At 44.4% G+C, this 15,655-nt stretch carries 20 protein-coding genes; 16 read left to right on the plus strand and 4 right to left on the minus strand.

Going from position 1 to position 15,655, the window contains the following annotated elements; translation table 11 throughout:
• The first annotated feature begins 1 nt into the window (after window position 1).
• The 5 genes from THERU_RS08175 (at window position 2) to hpf (ending at window position 5,153) form a co-directional block, all read left to right on the plus strand.
• A complete protein-coding gene (locus THERU_RS08175) occupies window positions 2–268 on the plus strand; it encodes a hypothetical protein (RefSeq protein WP_025306785.1) in 267 nt (88 codons plus the stop codon).
• Between the two features lie 917 nt (window positions 269–1,185).
• Window positions 1,186–2,733, plus strand: coding sequence for an MlaD family protein (locus THERU_RS08180; protein ID WP_025306786.1), 1,548 nt, complete (start codon window positions 1,186–1,188; stop codon window positions 2,731–2,733).
• A gap of 29 nt (window positions 2,734–2,762) precedes the next feature.
• Entirely contained in the window at window positions 2,763–3,839 is a 1,077-nt protein-coding gene (locus tag THERU_RS08185; protein WP_025306787.1) for an aminopeptidase, read from the plus strand.
• On the plus strand, window positions 3,797–4,501 hold the full coding sequence (locus THERU_RS08190; protein ID WP_025306788.1) for a Crp/Fnr family transcriptional regulator: 705 nt from the start codon (window positions 3,797–3,799) through the stop codon (window positions 4,499–4,501). The genes THERU_RS08185 and THERU_RS08190 overlap by 43 nt, the downstream gene beginning before the upstream one ends.
• Before the next feature lie 43 nt (window positions 4,502–4,544).
• Window positions 4,545–5,153, plus strand: coding sequence for a ribosome hibernation-promoting factor, HPF/YfiA family (gene hpf / locus THERU_RS08195; protein ID WP_025306789.1), 609 nt, complete (start codon window positions 4,545–4,547; stop codon window positions 5,151–5,153).
• 20 nt (window positions 5,154–5,173) lie between these two features.
• Here the strand turns inward: hpf and THERU_RS08200 are convergent, their stop codons facing one another.
• The gene (locus THERU_RS08200) at window positions 5,174–5,572 is read right to left on the minus strand and encodes a YMGG-like glycine zipper-containing protein (RefSeq protein WP_025306790.1); all 399 of its coding nucleotides are present in this window, start codon (window positions 5,570–5,572) and stop codon (window positions 5,174–5,176) included.
• 75 nt (window positions 5,573–5,647) lie between these two features.
• The gene (metG, locus tag THERU_RS08205; protein ID WP_025306791.1) at window positions 5,648–5,974 is read right to left on the minus strand and encodes a methionine--tRNA ligase subunit beta; all 327 of its coding nucleotides are present in this window, start codon (window positions 5,972–5,974) and stop codon (window positions 5,648–5,650) included.
• A gap of 75 nt (window positions 5,975–6,049) precedes the next feature.
• On the opposite strand from metG, the gene THERU_RS08210 reads away from it, so the two are divergent.
• From THERU_RS08210 to THERU_RS08230, 5 genes are read left to right on the plus strand one after another with little or no spacing between them, the layout of a single operon-like run.
• Window positions 6,050–7,306 carry an NADP-dependent isocitrate dehydrogenase gene (locus THERU_RS08210; protein ID WP_025306792.1) on the plus strand — a complete coding sequence of 419 codons (1,257 nt, stop codon included), beginning with the start codon at window positions 6,050–6,052 and terminating at the stop codon, window positions 7,304–7,306.
• On the plus strand, window positions 7,303–8,211 hold the full coding sequence (era, locus tag THERU_RS08215; RefSeq protein WP_025306793.1) for a GTPase Era: 909 nt from the start codon (window positions 7,303–7,305) through the stop codon (window positions 8,209–8,211). Before THERU_RS08210 ends, era begins: the two co-directional genes overlap by 4 nt.
• A gap of 2 nt (window positions 8,212–8,213) precedes the next feature.
• Window positions 8,214–9,029: a metal ABC transporter substrate-binding protein gene (locus THERU_RS08220; protein ID WP_025306794.1), complete on the plus strand. Its 816-nt coding sequence runs from the start codon at window positions 8,214–8,216 to the stop codon at window positions 9,027–9,029.
• Complete coding sequence (locus THERU_RS08225; protein ID WP_025306795.1) at window positions 9,017–9,688, plus strand: metal ABC transporter ATP-binding protein; 672 nt, start codon at window positions 9,017–9,019, stop codon at window positions 9,686–9,688. Before THERU_RS08220 ends, THERU_RS08225 begins: the two co-directional genes overlap by 13 nt.
• Window positions 9,675–10,490, plus strand: coding sequence for a metal ABC transporter permease (locus THERU_RS08230; RefSeq protein ID WP_025306796.1), 816 nt, complete (start codon window positions 9,675–9,677; stop codon window positions 10,488–10,490). The genes THERU_RS08225 and THERU_RS08230 overlap by 14 nt, the downstream gene beginning before the upstream one ends.
• On the opposite strand, the gene folK is transcribed toward THERU_RS08230, so the two are convergent.
• Window positions 10,425–10,925 (minus strand): 2-amino-4-hydroxy-6-hydroxymethyldihydropteridine diphosphokinase, encoded by a 501-nt coding sequence (gene folK / locus THERU_RS08235; protein WP_038532294.1) that lies wholly within the window; start codon window positions 10,923–10,925, stop codon window positions 10,425–10,427. The two genes, THERU_RS08230 and folK, sit on opposite strands and share 66 nt — an antisense overlap.
• 43 nt (window positions 10,926–10,968) lie before the next feature.
• Between folK and THERU_RS08240 the strand changes: the two genes are divergently transcribed.
• The 3 genes from THERU_RS08240 to obgE are packed head-to-tail and all read left to right on the plus strand — an operon-like array spanning window position 10,969 to window position 13,413.
• Complete coding sequence (locus THERU_RS08240) at window positions 10,969–11,205, plus strand: hypothetical protein (protein WP_025306798.1); 237 nt, start codon at window positions 10,969–10,971, stop codon at window positions 11,203–11,205.
• Complete coding sequence (locus THERU_RS08245; RefSeq protein WP_025306799.1) at window positions 11,198–12,409, plus strand: bifunctional 3,4-dihydroxy-2-butanone-4-phosphate synthase/GTP cyclohydrolase II; 1,212 nt, start codon at window positions 11,198–11,200, stop codon at window positions 12,407–12,409. The genes THERU_RS08240 and THERU_RS08245 overlap by 8 nt, the downstream gene beginning before the upstream one ends.
• Window positions 12,410–12,411: 2 nt before the next feature.
• Window positions 12,412–13,413 (plus strand): GTPase ObgE, encoded by a 1,002-nt coding sequence (obgE, locus tag THERU_RS08250; RefSeq protein ID WP_038532297.1) that lies wholly within the window; start codon window positions 12,412–12,414, stop codon window positions 13,411–13,413.
• On the opposite strand, the gene THERU_RS08255 is transcribed toward obgE, so the two are convergent.
• A complete protein-coding gene (locus THERU_RS08255; RefSeq protein WP_038532299.1) occupies window positions 13,391–14,047 on the minus strand; it encodes an endonuclease III domain-containing protein in 657 nt (218 codons plus the stop codon). The two genes, obgE and THERU_RS08255, sit on opposite strands and share 23 nt — an antisense overlap.
• Window positions 14,048–14,070: 23 nt before the next feature.
• On the opposite strand from THERU_RS08255, the gene THERU_RS08260 reads away from it, so the two are divergent.
• The 3 genes from THERU_RS08260 to THERU_RS08270 are packed head-to-tail and all read left to right on the plus strand — an operon-like array spanning window position 14,071 to window position 15,610.
• Window positions 14,071–14,301 (plus strand): sulfurtransferase TusA family protein, encoded by a 231-nt coding sequence (locus THERU_RS08260; RefSeq protein WP_025306800.1) that lies wholly within the window; start codon window positions 14,071–14,073, stop codon window positions 14,299–14,301.
• Window positions 14,298–14,600, plus strand: a complete 303-nt coding sequence (locus THERU_RS08265; RefSeq protein WP_025306801.1) for a DsrE family protein — start codon at window positions 14,298–14,300, stop codon at window positions 14,598–14,600. Before THERU_RS08260 ends, THERU_RS08265 begins: the two co-directional genes overlap by 4 nt.
• Entirely contained in the window at window positions 14,600–15,610 is a 1,011-nt protein-coding gene (locus THERU_RS08270; protein WP_025306802.1) for an aldo/keto reductase, read from the plus strand. Before THERU_RS08265 ends, THERU_RS08270 begins: the two co-directional genes overlap by 1 nt.
• Window positions 15,611–15,655 lie beyond the last annotated feature (45 nt).

Here is a 15,655-nt window from a genome sequence, read left to right on the forward strand (position 1 = left end):
CATGGCTAAGGAGAAGGAAGAACTGAAGGTAGAGAGTTTAGAAGAGGAAGTGGAGCAGATGAAAAAAGAAGTTGGCAAGTTGCTTGAGTTCTTTCTGCCTCCTAAGGAGGTAAGAAGGGAGATCATGAAAAACATATACACCATTGAGTTTTCTATCTTAAATATCTTCAAAACTCTACTGGACTACAAGGTAAAAGAGCTTGAAAGAAGGTTGGAGGAAAGGGGAGAGGGTAAAAAGGAAAGGGTCAAGAAAATACAAGTAGAGTAAGGGTCTCCCTTTTCCCACTCCAAGCTGAGGTATCCTTCGGACAGGTTTTTATATTTTCCTCCTGTAGCTTCTATTTTCCCTCCTCCTCTTCTTATTCTTACCTTCTATATATTGCTTTTTATACAGAGGAATAATTAATAGGCAGGGCTTTTTTTTCACACCCAAACTCACCAAATCCTTGATTCTCTTGGGTTTGCAAAAAAGAATTTCACATCCCATGCCTGAAATCCTTGTCTCTCTTAGCTTAGACGAGATGAGAAATGTAACGGAAATCCCAATACTTACGGACAATTTTCACAATTTCACAATTTTGTCTCTAAGTGCTGGGAAATCCGAACAAAAATTTTGACGAAAATTCCGATACTTACGGACAAAAATGTGAAATTCCACTCAGAGCCTTGAAAATTCTTACTTTTAGCTATGTGAAATTCCCTTTGAAAAAGTGACGGAAATTCCATAACTTACGAAGGGCGTACTTTTTTCACATTTTTTCTCCTAAGTGCTGGAAAATCCGAACAAATTTTTTGACGGAAATTCCAATACTTACAGCCAGAAATGTGAAATTGTGAAAAGGGGATGTGAAATTCTGGGCTAAAAAATGATGGAAATTGCCATACTTACGGATAGTATGTGAAAAATCGGTCTTGGCTTAGTGGGACAATAATTACAGAAAGTCAGATTATATTAACAGCTGAGATGCTTAAAAGTTTTTTTTCTATCAATACATTTAGGTGTATAGCTGTTTTGATTAGTGATTCACATCATATTTTTAAAACCTTGATTAGCTGAGGGTTAAGCCATACTGTGATATTCTACAGATTTTATATTAACATTTTTGAGTGAGTGTGTAGAGTGGCACTGTCTGTTGAATTTTTTAAGCTTTTTGAATACTCTCTGTTGTGCTTATAATTAGACCTATGAGATTTTCTACCGAGGCAAAGTTGGGTGCTTTTGTGTTCGCGGTGGCGTCTGCCTTCGCCTTTTTGATTTTAACCTTTGGAGAGATTCCGGTTTTTAAACCCAATACTAAGGAATACATAGTGTATTTTCCTGATGTGGCTGGGCTTTCTGTGGGGGCGGAGGTTAGGGTGGCGGGTATAAAAAGCGGTAAGGTAAAGAGCGTTAGCTTAGAAGAAGGTAAGGTTAAGGTGGTTTTTGAGGTGGATAAGTCCGTTGCTATATACAAAGATGCGTCTGCGGGAATAGGAACATTGGGTCTTATGGGTGATAAATACCTTGCCATATATCCCGGTAGCCCTCAGGCAGGGTTGCTGGAAGAAGGGGGAGTTATAACTCAAACTACTGGTTTTTCGGACACTGACAAGATGATAAAGGATGTTGCAGAGGCGGCGCAGGCGATTAAGGTGCTTGCAGAGAGCTTTAAGGTCATTCTGGAAGAAAACAGGCAAGATTTAAGACAGTTGGTTATTAACTTAGAGGTGCTTACACGCAACCTAAATCAAATAGCCCTTGAGAACAGAGAAAACCTAAGGGGTGCCATATTCTCCATAAGGGTTTTGGCGGATAATTTAAACAGAACACTTCCACAGACTATAGAAAACATTGACAGGCTGGCGGTTGCTTTAGAGGGAATTGCCTCAGAAAACAGGAAGGATATAAGGGAAGTAGTTCAAAACCTTAGAGAACTTTCCCAAGGTATAAAGGCGGAGTTTCCTGAGCTGGTGAAAAATCTTAACGAGCTTTCTAAAAACCTTAACGCTGTTGTTTCAGAAAACAGGGAAGATCTAAGGGCTACCACGAAGAACCTATCGGAGGCAACCCAGAAGCTAAACCTTATCCTTGCGCAAATTGAAAGGGGCGAGGGAACCCTCGGTAAGCTTGTTAAAGATGAAGAACTGTACAAAAACATAACATCTGCTACGAGGACATTCTCCGAGGCTGGAGATGTTGCAAGGAGAACCAATCTTTACATAGGTTTTAGAGGAGAGTTGTATAAGGGCGGAGACGGTAAAGGGATTTTAAGCATAAAGATTCAACCGGATAACGAGAAGTACTATTTAGCGGAAGTTGTGGGCAACTCAAAGGGTAAGATAACTTTAGAAGAAACAACGACAGCTGGCACTGTAGTAAAAAAGCAGTTTAGTCCGCAATTTACCCTTCAGTATGCAAGGATCTTTCCTATAGCTGGTAAGGAGTCTGTCTTTAGGGGAGGTTTGAGAGAGTCAGCGGGAGGTGTTGGCTTTGACTTGGTTTATAGCAAAAGTATAATGTTCTATTCTGACCTTTGGGACTTTGGAAGGAAAACAGACCCTCAGGGTAAAAAACTCAAACCTAACTTGCAAGTGGGTGTTCAGTACAACACAAGGGGACCTCTGTACATTAGGGTGGGCGGTGATGACCTGCTGAACAGTAAGCTCAGGGGTGGAATGGTTGGCGTGGGTGTCCTATTTACCGACAACGACCTTAAGTATCTTTTGGGAACTGTTAGATTGCCTTTACCTTAAGCTTAAGTTGGTTTAAATTTTTTATAGCAATGTTTGAAAGGCACATTGAAAGACTCTATCTGATAAACATGAACCTACAGCCCTCTGAGGGGCTTTTGCTAATTACTGATGACACAAAAGACTATTTGGCGGACTTACTTTTGGAATTTTACAATGTGGGCAGTGGGCTTGCCAAGTGGGTAAAGAAGGTCTGCTATACTAGCCTGGGCGAACATGGGAAGGAACCTCCGGAAGAGGTTTGGAGAGAAACCTTTGGAGATAAAGCGGTTGATGTGCTAAAGGAAGCTGGACTTTTTGAGAAGGTTCTGAACAAGGAAAATTACTCAGAAGAAGAAGTGGTAAACATACTTAGAAGCTACGCAGAAGAGGTTCCAAACGTGGTTGTGGCCTTTCCATATTATTCCACTACTCATACCTTTTATAGAAAGGTTCTTACCAAGCATTTTGGGGTAAGGTATGCGTCCATGCCACTTTTTGAACCGGATATGTTCTATGGTCCTATGGACGTGGATTGGGTGGAAGTTAGTAAGGTGAGCGAAGAGGTGGCGGACATTCTTACCGAGGGTGAGTGGGTAGATATAAAAGCAGAAGGGACAAAGTTTGAGTTTTCAATAAAGGGAAGGCAGGGCATACCGGATACGGGGCTGTTTCATAAACCGGGAGATTACGGAAACCTTCCCGCAGGAGAATCCTTTATAGCACCCTTGGAGGATTCCGCCTTTGGTAGTATGACTATCCTTTATGGCCCTGATAGAAAACTGAATGAACCAATAACCTTTAAGTTCAAAGATGGTGCGGTGGATAGCATTGAGGGCTTTGACCCTTATGTTCGTTATTTAGAGGAAGTTTTCAAAAAACATGAAAAAGCTAGGTTTATCGCAGAGTTTGGTGTTGGGACAAACCCGAAGGCTAAAAATCCAGAAAACATTTTAGAGTGTGAGAAGATAAAGGGCACCATTCACATAGCCATAGGGGATAACCATACTTTTGGTGGGACAAACAAAGTTCCCTTTCATACAGATTATGTGATATTTGAACCGACAGTATTAATAGGAGGAAGAGGATGGCAAAAGTTACTTCTGGAGAAGGGAAGGCTCAAACTTTAAAAAAACTTCACCTTTTTGAGGACCTTTCTGAGGAAGAGCTTGCGCATGCTGTTCAATATATGCAGGAGAGGACCTTCAAGAAGGGAGAGTATCTCTTCTTTGAGGAAGAAGGGGAGCCCGGCATATACATACTTTTGGACGGTCTAATAAAGCTTCTCAAAGAAACCCACGACGCAAAGATCGTTATAGTACGTCTTGTTTATCCAGGGGATATATTCGGATGGATAGAGTGGGGCAAAAAAGTGCCCAAAAATACTTATACTGCAAGGGCTATCACAGACTCCATAACCCTTTACATATCCAACAAAGACTTTATAAACCTTGCCATAAAGCATCCAGCTATTGCCATAAAGATGACCTGTGAGGCTACCGCCATCCTTTTACACGCTTACGACACTTTAAAGAGCATAGCGGGTGGAAAGGTGGAGGAGAGAATAGCACGGGTGCTTTTGGAAATAGCAGACCGTATAGGTAAAAAGCATAAAGACGCCATAATAATAGACGCACCTTTGACCAGAAACGATATAGCGGAAATGACTGGCACAACAGTGGAAACTGCCATAAGAGTTATGAGCAAATGGAAAAAGATGGGAATTATAAACACAGATAGGGGATATATAGAAATACTAAAGCGCAAGGAGTTGGAAAAACTGGCAGTTTGATTTAAAATTTTTATGCCCTTAAAAAAGCGTAGGAGGAGGCTGTATGAACGTAGAGTTTATTGGGAAGGCTGTGGAATGGACCGATGCAATGAAGAGTTTTGTGGAGGGTAAGCTTGAAAGATTTTCAAGGCTTTTGAAAGAGGCGGAGGAGGACCAAGTGGAGGTGGTTGTAACGCTCTCTACCTCTAAGGCAAAGCACAAAGATTACGCTGGTGAGAGCAGACCAACGGTTTTTAGGGTTGATTTAGATATCTATTTGAAGACCTCTGGTGGTGGAGTAATACACGCGTGGGAAGAGGATGTGGATGTTTTTTCTGCCTTGGACAAAGTCCTTGATGAGGTAGAAAGACAGCTTATAAAGCTAAAGCAAAGAAGGTTGGAACAAAGAAGAATAGGGCACAAGATAAAGGAAGAATTAATTAGCTCTATAACTGCACCCTCAAGAGAGGTAGAAAGAGAAGGACCCACGATAATTGAAGAGGAACTCGTGATAGATAAACCTATGAGTGTGGAGGATGCGATCTTTGAACTTCAGGAGAGTGGAGTTTTCTTTTTGCCCTTTGTGGATGCAAAGACCGGTGAGCTTAAGATAGCTTACAGAAAAAGGTCAGGAAGTTTTGGAATAATAAATACAAAGTGTAAGGGGGCATAAAAGCCCCCTGTTTTACTTATTTATGGGCAAACTTCCCTTTCTTCTGTCTTTACTAGCTTACCGTCTTGATAGTAGTGTGTTTTCACTATTCTGCAATTTCCTCTGCTTGCTACCGGCTCAGCATACACCCTTTGTCTTCCGTCCTCAGACCTGTACTCTACTGGTCTGTTAGCCATCGCCGCTTCCCTTGCAGCCCTTTGGGCTATCTCTGTTACAGTTCCACCCAATACAGCACCCAGCGCACCACCAATAACCGCTCCTCTCCACCTGTTTTCTTTGTCTAAGAGGGCACCTGCTGCTGCACCAACTGCTCCACCTATAGCTGCACCTTCATAGGTTCTTTGAGAGCTTACTTGACCGCAGGATATCACTCCTGCGGAGAAAACAGCAAACGCTAAAAGCATTGCTACTTTTCTCATGGCTTCACCTCCTAATTTAATGGTGTATTCAATAATAAAGTATAATCACACATTCTGAAAATTTTGTGAAAAAAATCAGCTTACTTTAGCCCCCTCTTTAACATCCCTCTCTGGCAGAAGGACAGAAAGATTTTCTCCGTCTCCAGCTGCCAGGATCATGCCCTGGGACTCTATCCCAAAGATCTTGCGAGGCTTTAGGTTTGCCAGCATGACCACCTTTTTTCCTACAAGCTCCTCCGGTGTATAGTGCTTTCCTATTCCAGCCACCAGTGTCCTCTCTTCATCTCCCAAAGATACCCTCAACTTCAAAAGCTTTTCTGAACCCTCTATCCTCTCAGCAGATAGCACCTTTGCTACCCTGATGTCTAACTTCAGGAAGTCTTCAATTCCCACCTGTTCCATAAGCTAAATAGTATATTACTTTTTCACTGCAATTTAGAATATAATTTCTTGTAAAGCCTTGTAAGGAGGTTTTGAATGGAAAGGGTCTTTGCGTGGTCTGGAAAGGCGGTAATTCCGCAGGAGGGACAGTTTATAAAGCTTAGAGAAGACAAGAGCCTAGAGGTACCAAACAACCCTATAATCCCCTACATAGAGGGAGACGGAATAGGTCCAGAAATTGCTCCCGCCATGATTATGGTGGTAAATAAGGCAGTGGAGAAGGCTTACGGTGGTTCAAGGGCTATATACTGGGTGGAGCTTTTGGCGGGAGACAAGGCGGAGGAAAAAACCGGTGAAAGGATGCCAAAGGAAACCTTGGAGGTCTTAAAAGAAGCCATAGTAGCCATAAAGGGACCCCTTGGCACACCTGTTGGTAAGGGAGGGAAATCTCTGAACGCAATCCTTAGGCAGTCTATGGACTTTTACTCTGCTATAAGACCCGTCTATTGGCTGGGACAGCCCTCTCCTATACCAAACCCTGAGAGGGTAAATGTAGCAGTCTTTAGGGAAAACTCTGACGATGTATATATGGCCATAGAGTTTATGCCAAGGGACGAAAAAACTCAAAAGGTAAGAAAATTCCTGATAGAGGAGATGGGCGTCTCTGAGTATGCCCTTCCTGAGGACTGTGGGATCACTGTCAAGCCCATGAGTGAGTGGAAGACCAAAAGACATGTAAGAAAAGCCCTCAGGTATGCCTTAGAAAACAACAAAAAGGTGGTTGCAGTTGTGGGAAAGGGAAACATCATGAAGGCCACAGAGGGAGCCTTTATGAACTGGGCTTTTGAGGTGGCAAAAGAGCCGGAGTTTGAAGGAAAAGTTATCACAGAGGGAGAACCAAAGGATGGGCAGGTACTTATGGTAAAGGTCATCACAGACCAGATGCTTATGCAGTTGGTTCTGAAGCCCGAGGCATATGATGTGATCATCACTCAGAACCTAAACGGTGATTACATATCGGACTTGGCTTCCGCACTGGTTGGTGGTCCAGGTTTTGTGCCAAGCGGGAACATAGGCGACGGCTATGCCCTCTTTGAAAGCACCCACGGAACCGCATACGATATTGCAGGCAAAGGTATAGCAAACCCACTTTCCTTGACCCTTTCCGGTGCCATGATGTTGGAGTATTTGGGTTGGAAGGAGGCAGCCCAGCTTATATACGATGCGGTAAAGAGGGCTATAGAAGATAAGGTAGGAACTCCAGACATAGCCAACGGCTTTAAAAAGATGGGTATATCCGCAAAGGCACTATCTACTATAGACTTTGCCAAAGCTATTGCGGAGAGAATATGAAGGTTGGATATGTAGCTATAGTTGGAAAACCCAATGTAGGCAAATCCACCCTTTTGAACAACCTAATTGGTACCAAGCTGTCCATAGTTTCCCCAAAGCCTGGCACCACTAGGATAAGGGTCTTGGGTGTTAAAAACATCCCAAACGAAGCCCAGATCATATTCCTAGATACGCCCGGTATATACAAGCCAAGGGATGCCTTGGGAGAAGCTATGGTTGGCGTTGCTGGTGCGTCTTTGCAGGATGCAGACGTTATCCTCTTCATGATGGACGCGGAGGATGGCTGGAGGGATGATGACGAAATGGTCTTTGAAAACTATGTAAAACCCTATGCGGGAGAAAAGTCCGTAATCTTGGTAATAAACAAGGTGGATAAAATAGGTCCTTTGGAAAACCTCCTGCCCTTTGTGGAAGAGATCTCAAAGAAGCATCCCGAGTTTAAGGAGATTGTTCCCATAAGTGCCCAGAAGGGGTTTAACATAGACAGGCTTTTAAATGTGATCCTTAACTACCTACCGGAGGGTGAGCCCCTCTTTCCGGAGGAGATGATAACAGACCTTCCCTTTAGGCTCTTGGTGGCGGAGGTTATCAGGGAAAAGGTTCTGCTAAAAGTCCATCAAGAGATTCCCCAAGGTGTGGCGGTGGTAGTCAATGAGATCACCGACGGAAGGCACGACCCAAGGGTTTTGGTCATAAAGGCAGACATAATAGTGGATAGAGAAAACTACAAACCCATAATCATAGGCAAGGATGGGCAGAGGCTAAAGTCCATTGGAAAGATGGCAAGGGAAGAGTTGGAGCTTATAACTGGCAGAAAGGTCTATTTGGAACTCTACGTTAGGGTAAAGCCAGACTGGAGGAAAAGACCAGACTTAGTACAGAGCTTCGGGTATAGGATTGAGTAGTAATGAAAACTCTACTCTTCCTCCTCCTCCTTCTTTCCTTTGCCCTGCCTAGGGAACTTTTGATAGCAACTACCTATCCCATATACTATCCCTTGCTTTATCTGACGGGAGAGCTTTACGATGTAAAGGTCCTTATCTCCGCAAAGACCGATGTGCATCACTATGAGCCAAAGCCCCAAGACCTTAGGAACTTAAGGGAGGCAAAGTACATTTTTACCCTGGGCTTGGAAAGCTGGGAGAGAAAATTGCCCGTGCCAAAGGAAAAACTCTACCTTCTCAATCAAAACCTGCCCTTAATAGGCAACGATCCGCACCTTTGGATGTCCCCTAAGTCCTATCAAGCGGTGGTGGACAATCTCTACAAGGCCCTTTTGAAAATAGACCCAAAAAATCAAAATATCTATGAGAGAAGATACAGAGAGTTCTCCAAAAGGTTAAAGGATTTGGATGAAAAATACCGCCAAAGCCTTAGCCAATGCAAAAACAGATGGCTTGTATCCACCCATCTATCTCTGAGGTATTTGGCAAGGGATTATGGGTTGAGGGCAGAAGGTCTGAGAGGTGTCCATGGTGAAGAGGAGCCTAAACCCTCGGAACTTTTCAGGCTTATAAACCTGATGAAAAAAGAGTCTATAAAGTCCCTCCTTGTGGAGGAGGGCTATCAGGGAAAGGCTGTCCTCAAAGTGCAAAGGGAAACGGGTGCCAAAGTATACACCATAAACACATCCCTTTATCCCACCAAGGAGGGGGATGATTACTTTTCTATAATGGAGAGAAACCTTTCAGCCTTTGTGGAGGGGCTGGATTGCAGGAGGTAATAAAGGTAGAATCTTTGACCTTTAGATACAGCCCTGGGGAACCTCTTATAGAAAACTTGAGCTTTTCCATCTATGAGGGAGAGTTTTTCTGTGTGGTAGGTCCCAACGGTGCAGGGAAAAGCACCCTTTTAAAGCTTTTGCTGGGTTTTTTACGCCCAAAGGCAGGAAAGATATTCCTCTTTGGAAAGGAGCTAAGTCAGTTCAAAGAATGGGAAAAGATAGGCTATGTGCCACAGAGGTTCAGCGTGGAGAAGTTCTGGACGGGCACTGTGGAGGAGCTTTTGAGAAAGGTGGCCAAAAAGGAAAAGGTGGGATGGATCATAGCCTTTTTGCACTTGGAAAACCTCCTAAAAAGGCAGTTCGTGAAGCTCTCCGGCGGAGAACAACAGAAGGTCCTCTTGGCTTTGGCACTGACAAAAAACCCATCTTTGCTTATACTGGATGAACCCATGACAGGCTTGGACATACACGCCCAAGAACACATAGAGCATGTGCTGAAGGAAATTTCCAAGGACAGGACGGTGGTGGTAGTCTCCCACGACCTTGGCTTTGTTATGAGAAACGCCAGTCGGATGCTGTGCCTTGGCATGCCCGAATGTAGGGTGGTCTATCCAAAGGATTTTGGACAGATCATAAGGGAACTCTATGGACTTCATTAACACCCTAGGTCTTGTTTATGAAGGTGTCTTGGCGGGGCTCTTGATAGCCCTCTCCTGCTCTATGGTGGGCGTCTATCTGCTGATGAGAAGGCTCTCTATGCTCGGTGCAGGCATTTCCCACTCCGCCTTTGGTGGTATTGCCATAGCCTTTTTGCTTGGACTTGAACCCACCTTATTTACACTCTTTTATGTAGCCCTCATCTCCGTGCTTCTTCAGTTTTTGATGGACAGCAAAAGGCTTCCCTCAGACACTATTCTGTCTTTGTTTTTTTCCTTAGGCACAGCCTTGGCGGTGATTGTGTCTGCCATGAAGGAAAACCTAAGTGCCAATATATATTCCTATCTTTTTGGTAGCCTTTTGGCGGTCTCAAAGGAAGAGCTCTACGTAAGCCTTTTTGTCTTTTTTATAACAGCCCTTGCCTTTTGGCTAAAATACGACCAGCTCTTTTTGGTCCTCTTCAACGAAGAGATAGCCAAGCTAAAGGGTATAAACACTACCCTTATAAACTACCTCTTTGTGCTTTTGGCGGGTATGAACATAGTCCTTTCTATAAAAGTTGCGGGTCTGTTGCTATCTGCGTCCTTTGTGGCTTTGCCCTCCATGACCGCCCTGTTGATAGCTGGCTCTTTTTTTCAAACCTTTTTGTTTTCCGCTATCTTTAGCCTACTCTCCGTTTTCCTTGGCGTAGTTGTCTCCCTGATCCTTAACATTCCTCCCAGTGGAGCCATAGTTATGCTAATGGTTCTTTTCTTTATCCTTTGCTTTTTGCTGTATGCCTACAAGGCACGCAAAAGGTTTTAGGGATACATCCAAAAACTTTAAATATTCCGAGAGGGGTCTCTTGTAAAGAGGATGCTCAAGCTGGGGCTCCAGTTCCAACAGGGGTACCAAAACAAAATCCCTCTTGGTAAGGTAAGGATGGGGAACTACCAAAAAGCTAAGCATGAGGATGTAATTTTCATAAAGTAGTATGTCTATGTCTATTTCCCTTGGTCCCCACCTTTCCCTTTCTTTCCTGCCCACCAGTTTTTCTATTTCTTTTAACCTTCTCAGAAGTTCAACGGGCTCCAATTCTGTTTTGAACTTGACCACACAGTTTAAAAAGTCCTCCTGATTAACCACTCCCCAAGCCTTGCTCTCATAGATGGTGGAGACGCGGAGCACCTCTCCCAAACTCTTTAAAAGTTCAAGTGCCTTCAGCATATAACTTAGCCGATCGCCCACATTACTGCCCATTCCCAAATAACAAACCGCCACGGTAGGAATATATTAATTGTTAATGGTGAGGTGGATCCTTTACCTTTTGGTGGGCTTTTTGATCATAGACCACCTGTGGGTCCATTATGGGGGACCCTTTATAGAGAGATTGAGGAGCGGATACACAGAAGAGTTAAAGAAAAATCCAGAGTGGCAAAAGGTGGAGCTTGAGCAGGCTTACAAGCAGAGCATATTAGATAAGCTTTGGGAGAAGATCAAACAATTAACCAAAAAGGAAAAGGAGGAGAAAAATGAGTGATAGCATCTTCAGTTCTATAGAAGATGCATTAGAGGATATAAGAGAAGGCAAGATGGTCATAGTGGTGGATGATCCGGACAGGGAGAACGAGGGAGACCTTGTGATGGCGGCGGAGAAGGTGACGCCAGAGGCTATAAACTTCATGGCAAAGTATGGAAGGGGTCTTATATGCCTTACCTTAACGCCGGAAAGATGCGAAGAGTTGGACCTTCACCCAATGACAACAAAAAACACAGACCCAAAGGGCACATACTTTTGCGTCTCTATAGATGCCCACCCCAAGTATGGCACCACAACGGGCATATCCGCCTTTGACAGGGCTATAACCATAAAGTTAGCGGTCAGTCCAGATGCCAAACCTTCGGACTTTATAAGACCGGGGCATGTGTTCCCACTGAAGGCTAAACCCGGCGGTGTTTTGGAGAGGGCTGGGCATACAGAAGCGTCGGTGGATCTGGCAAGGCTTGCAGGGCTGTATCCGGCGGGTGTAATATGCGAAATCATGAATGAAGATGGTACTATGGCAAGACTGCCCGACCTGATAGAGTTTGCCAAGCGGTTCAACCTAAAGATCATCACCATAGCAGACCTAATACGCTACAGGCTAAAAAAGGAAAGGATCGTAGTCCGGGAAGCAACAGCTAACCTGCCCACTAAGTATGGCTTTTTCAAAATTCACGCATACAGGCACGTAATCACAGGGGAGGAGCAAGTTGCACTAACTATGGGCGAGTGGAAGGAAGACGAGCCGGTGCTGGTTAGGGTCCATTCGGAGTGCTTAACGGGGGATGTGTTCAAGTCTCTTCGTTGCGACTGCAGGGATCAGTTGGAGGCGGCGCTTATGCAGATTGCGGAGGAAGGCAAGGGTGTTTTGGTCTATATAATGGGACATGAAGGAAGGGGCATAGGCATAGTCAATAAGATAAAGGCTTACAGTTTGCAGGATAAGGGCTACGACACGGTGGAAGCCAACGAAAAGCTCGGTTATTCTGCAGACCTAAGGGACTATGGCGTGGGTGCGCAAATACTTTTGGACCTGGGCGTCCGGAAGATGAGATTACTAACCAACAATCCAAGGAAGATCGTAGCCTTGGAAGGTTATGGCTTGGAGGTAGTAGAAAGGGTTCCCCTCAAGGTGCCACCTTGCGAGTACAACGAAAGGTATTTGCAAGCAAAGAAAAATAAGCTGGGACATATGCTTTAAGTATGTTTGTAGACGTAGCCAAGATATACGTAAAGGCAGGTGATGGGGGAGATGGCGCAGTTGCCTTTCTGAGGGAAAAGTACAGACCATTTGGCGGTCCTGCGGGTGGAGATGGTGGAAAGGGTGGAGACGTTATAATTGTTGCCACTTCCAGAAAGCACACCCTCTTGGACTTTGAATACAGAACCAAGTTTATAGCACAGAACGGACAACACGGGAAGGGTAAAAATCAGGCGGGCAAGGACGGAGAGGACCTCATCATAGAGGTACCTGTGGGAACGGTGGTAAAGGATGCCATCACGGGTGAGATACTTTGTGACCTGGTAGAGGAGGGTCAATCCTGCGTAGTAGCCAAGGGTGGAAGGGGTGGAAGAGGAAACGCCCGCTTTGCAAGCCCAACAAACCAAGCACCCAGGTATGCAGAAAAAGGACAAAAGGGAGAAGAAAGGTGGCTAATATTAGAGCTAAAGCTCATTGCGGACGTGGGAATTATTGGACTTCCCAATGCGGGCAAATCAACCCTAATATCCAAACTAACAAAGGCCAGACCAAAGATAGCCGACTATCCCTTTACCACCTTGTCTCCCGTCCTGGGTGTTTTTGAGTTGGACGAGGAACACCGATTGGTGCTTGCAGACATTCCAGGGCTAATAGAAGGTGCCAGCAAGGGTAAAGGTTTGGGTCTTGAGTTTCTCAGACACATAGAACGCACAAAGCTTTTGCTACACCTTTTGGACGTATCCGACGGAAGGGAAAAGGACCCAATAGAAGCCTTCAATATTGTAAACGCAGAGCTTAGGGAGTATAGCCCACAGCTCTTGGAAAAACAGCAAATAGTTGTTGCCAACAAGATAGATGCCCTCTCAGACAGGGAGTATCTAAATGAGTTGGAAAAATACTTTACAGAGAGAGGCTATCAGTTCTTGGCAATATCCGCCCTAACGGGCGAGGGCTTGGATCAGCTAAAGAAAACCCTCTTTGTTAAGATGTTTGCGAAAGTTTAAAAAAGCTACAAAAATCCCTTATGGGGCATACGTCACACCTTGGTTTTTGAGGTTTGCATATAGTCTGCCCGAAGGCTACCAGTAGTCTATTAAAATCCATCCAATACTCTTGGGGCAGTATTTGTGTTAATGCCTTTTCCGTCTCCTCTGGAGTTTTTGTGCTAACTAACTTCCATCGGTTGCATATGCGATGCACATGAGTATCTATACCTATGGCGGGCTTTCCGAAGGCTTCCACCAGAACGATGTTTGCCACCTTTCTGCCTACACCCTTTAACTTCAGCAGTCCCTCAAGGTCCGAAGGAACCTCTCCGCCGAACTCCTCCTTTATTTGTCTTGCCAACTCTTTGAGGTACCTTGCCTTGTTTTTGTAAAAACCCACCGGGTATAAGAGCCTTTCAAGTTCCTTCAGGTCTATGGCAAGTAGGTCTTCCCAGTTTTTAATCCTTTCAAAGAGCCTCTGGCAGACTTCTGCGGTGGTTTCGTCCTTTGTGCGGGTAGATAAAAGGGTGCAGACGAGAGCCCTGAAGGGATCTCCCTTTTTGTGGGCTTTGAGCTTTTCTATGGGAGCATTTAGCTTTGGATACTCATCTCTGAGTATTTCTATAACCTTTTTTAGCTCTTCTATTTTCATACTCAAGGCATATAATTTTAACTATGGCAGACAGGGAATTGGACATCAGAGGTGAGGTTTGCCCTTTTACCTTTGTGAAAAGCAAATTGGTGTTGGAGCAGATGGAGCTAGGTCAGGTGCTTAGGGTGATCTTGGACTATCCGCCCTCCGTGGAGAGTGTGCCAAAAAGCATGAGAGAAGAAGGACAGGAAGTCCTTGCTATAAACCAGCTTGACAACAACACCTGGGAAATCCTCATAAGGAAGGTAAAATGAGAATTCTCCTTGTAGTAAGCAGTAATCCCTTCTCAAAGGACTACGCCACCATCTTTAACTTGGTGAAGGAGCTTGTAAAAAGGGGAGAGGTTATTATCTTTTTCACGGGCAACGGTGCATACTACACCATAAGACCAGAGACAGAAGAGCTCAAGAAATTGGGGGCGAGACTTTTGTACTGTGCCCACTCTGCCCACCAGAAGGGCATAAAGGAAACTCTTCCTTTCTTTGAGAGCAGTTCTACCTATAACCTTTCAAGGTTAATGCTTGAGTGTCAAAAGGTGTTATCTTTTAACTAATGGAGAGGAAAAATTTTCTTGGGCTTTCTATATCAGAGTTAGGTGTAGGCACCTACTTGGGAGACATTGATCAAGCCACATCCGAAGGCTACAAACAGGTAATAAGGACCGCCTACAAAAGGGGCGTCAATGTGGTGGATACCGCCATAGTGTATAGGTATATGAAGAGCGAGAGAGATGTGGGGGCTGTAGCCAAGGAACTGGGCAGAGAAAACCTTATCATATCCACCAAAGGGGGTTATGTGCCCTACGACGTTGAACTTGGAGCAGACCCAAAGGATTACTTTTATGAAAACTTCGTAAACACAGGAATAATCAACCTACAGGAGATGACACCGCAGGGACACTACTTGGGTGTCAAATTCATAGAGTGGTGCTTTAACAAGAGCTTGGAGAACCTACAAACCCAATACATAGACATATACTTTCTTCACAATCCAGAAGAACAGCTGAACTTCTTCCCGAGGGAGAACTTTTTAAAAAAGCTTGAAGAGTGCTTTTACTTTTTGGAGGAGATGGTAAAGGTAGGAAAGCTCAAGTTTTACGGGCTTGCCACCTGGAGTGGCTTTAGGGTCTCGCCCACCTCAAGGCAGTATTTAAACCTACGGGAGATTTTAGACATAGCCCAAAAGGTGGGAGGAAAGGACCATCACATGCGCTTTATTCAGCTACCCTACAACCTGGGAATGACGGAAGCCTTTACCCTCAAAAATCAAGAGGTAAACGGAGAAAAGCTCTCCACCCTTTCCGCATGCCAAAGGCTTGGGATATACACCTACATAAGTGCATCCATCTATCAGGGAAATGTGATCGGTAGAGTTCCACAAAAACTAAAGGACTTCTTTGGTTTGGAAGAGGATGTGCATACCGCCTTGCAGTTTGTAAGAAGCACGCCCGGAGTTGGCACCGCTTTAGTGGGAATGAGTAAGCTAAAACACCTTGAGGAAAACCTTGAGCTCTTTGAAAAACCCAAATTGGAGGAGAGCAAGTTCCTAAGCCTTTTTAATTAAATTTGATGGAAACCCACACACTTATAAAGGTCTTTCCAAAATATG

The sequence above is a fragment of the Thermocrinis ruber genome (genome assembly GCF_000512735.1).
Classification (GTDB): Bacteria; Aquificota; Aquificia; order Aquificales; family Aquificaceae; genus Thermocrinis; species Thermocrinis ruber.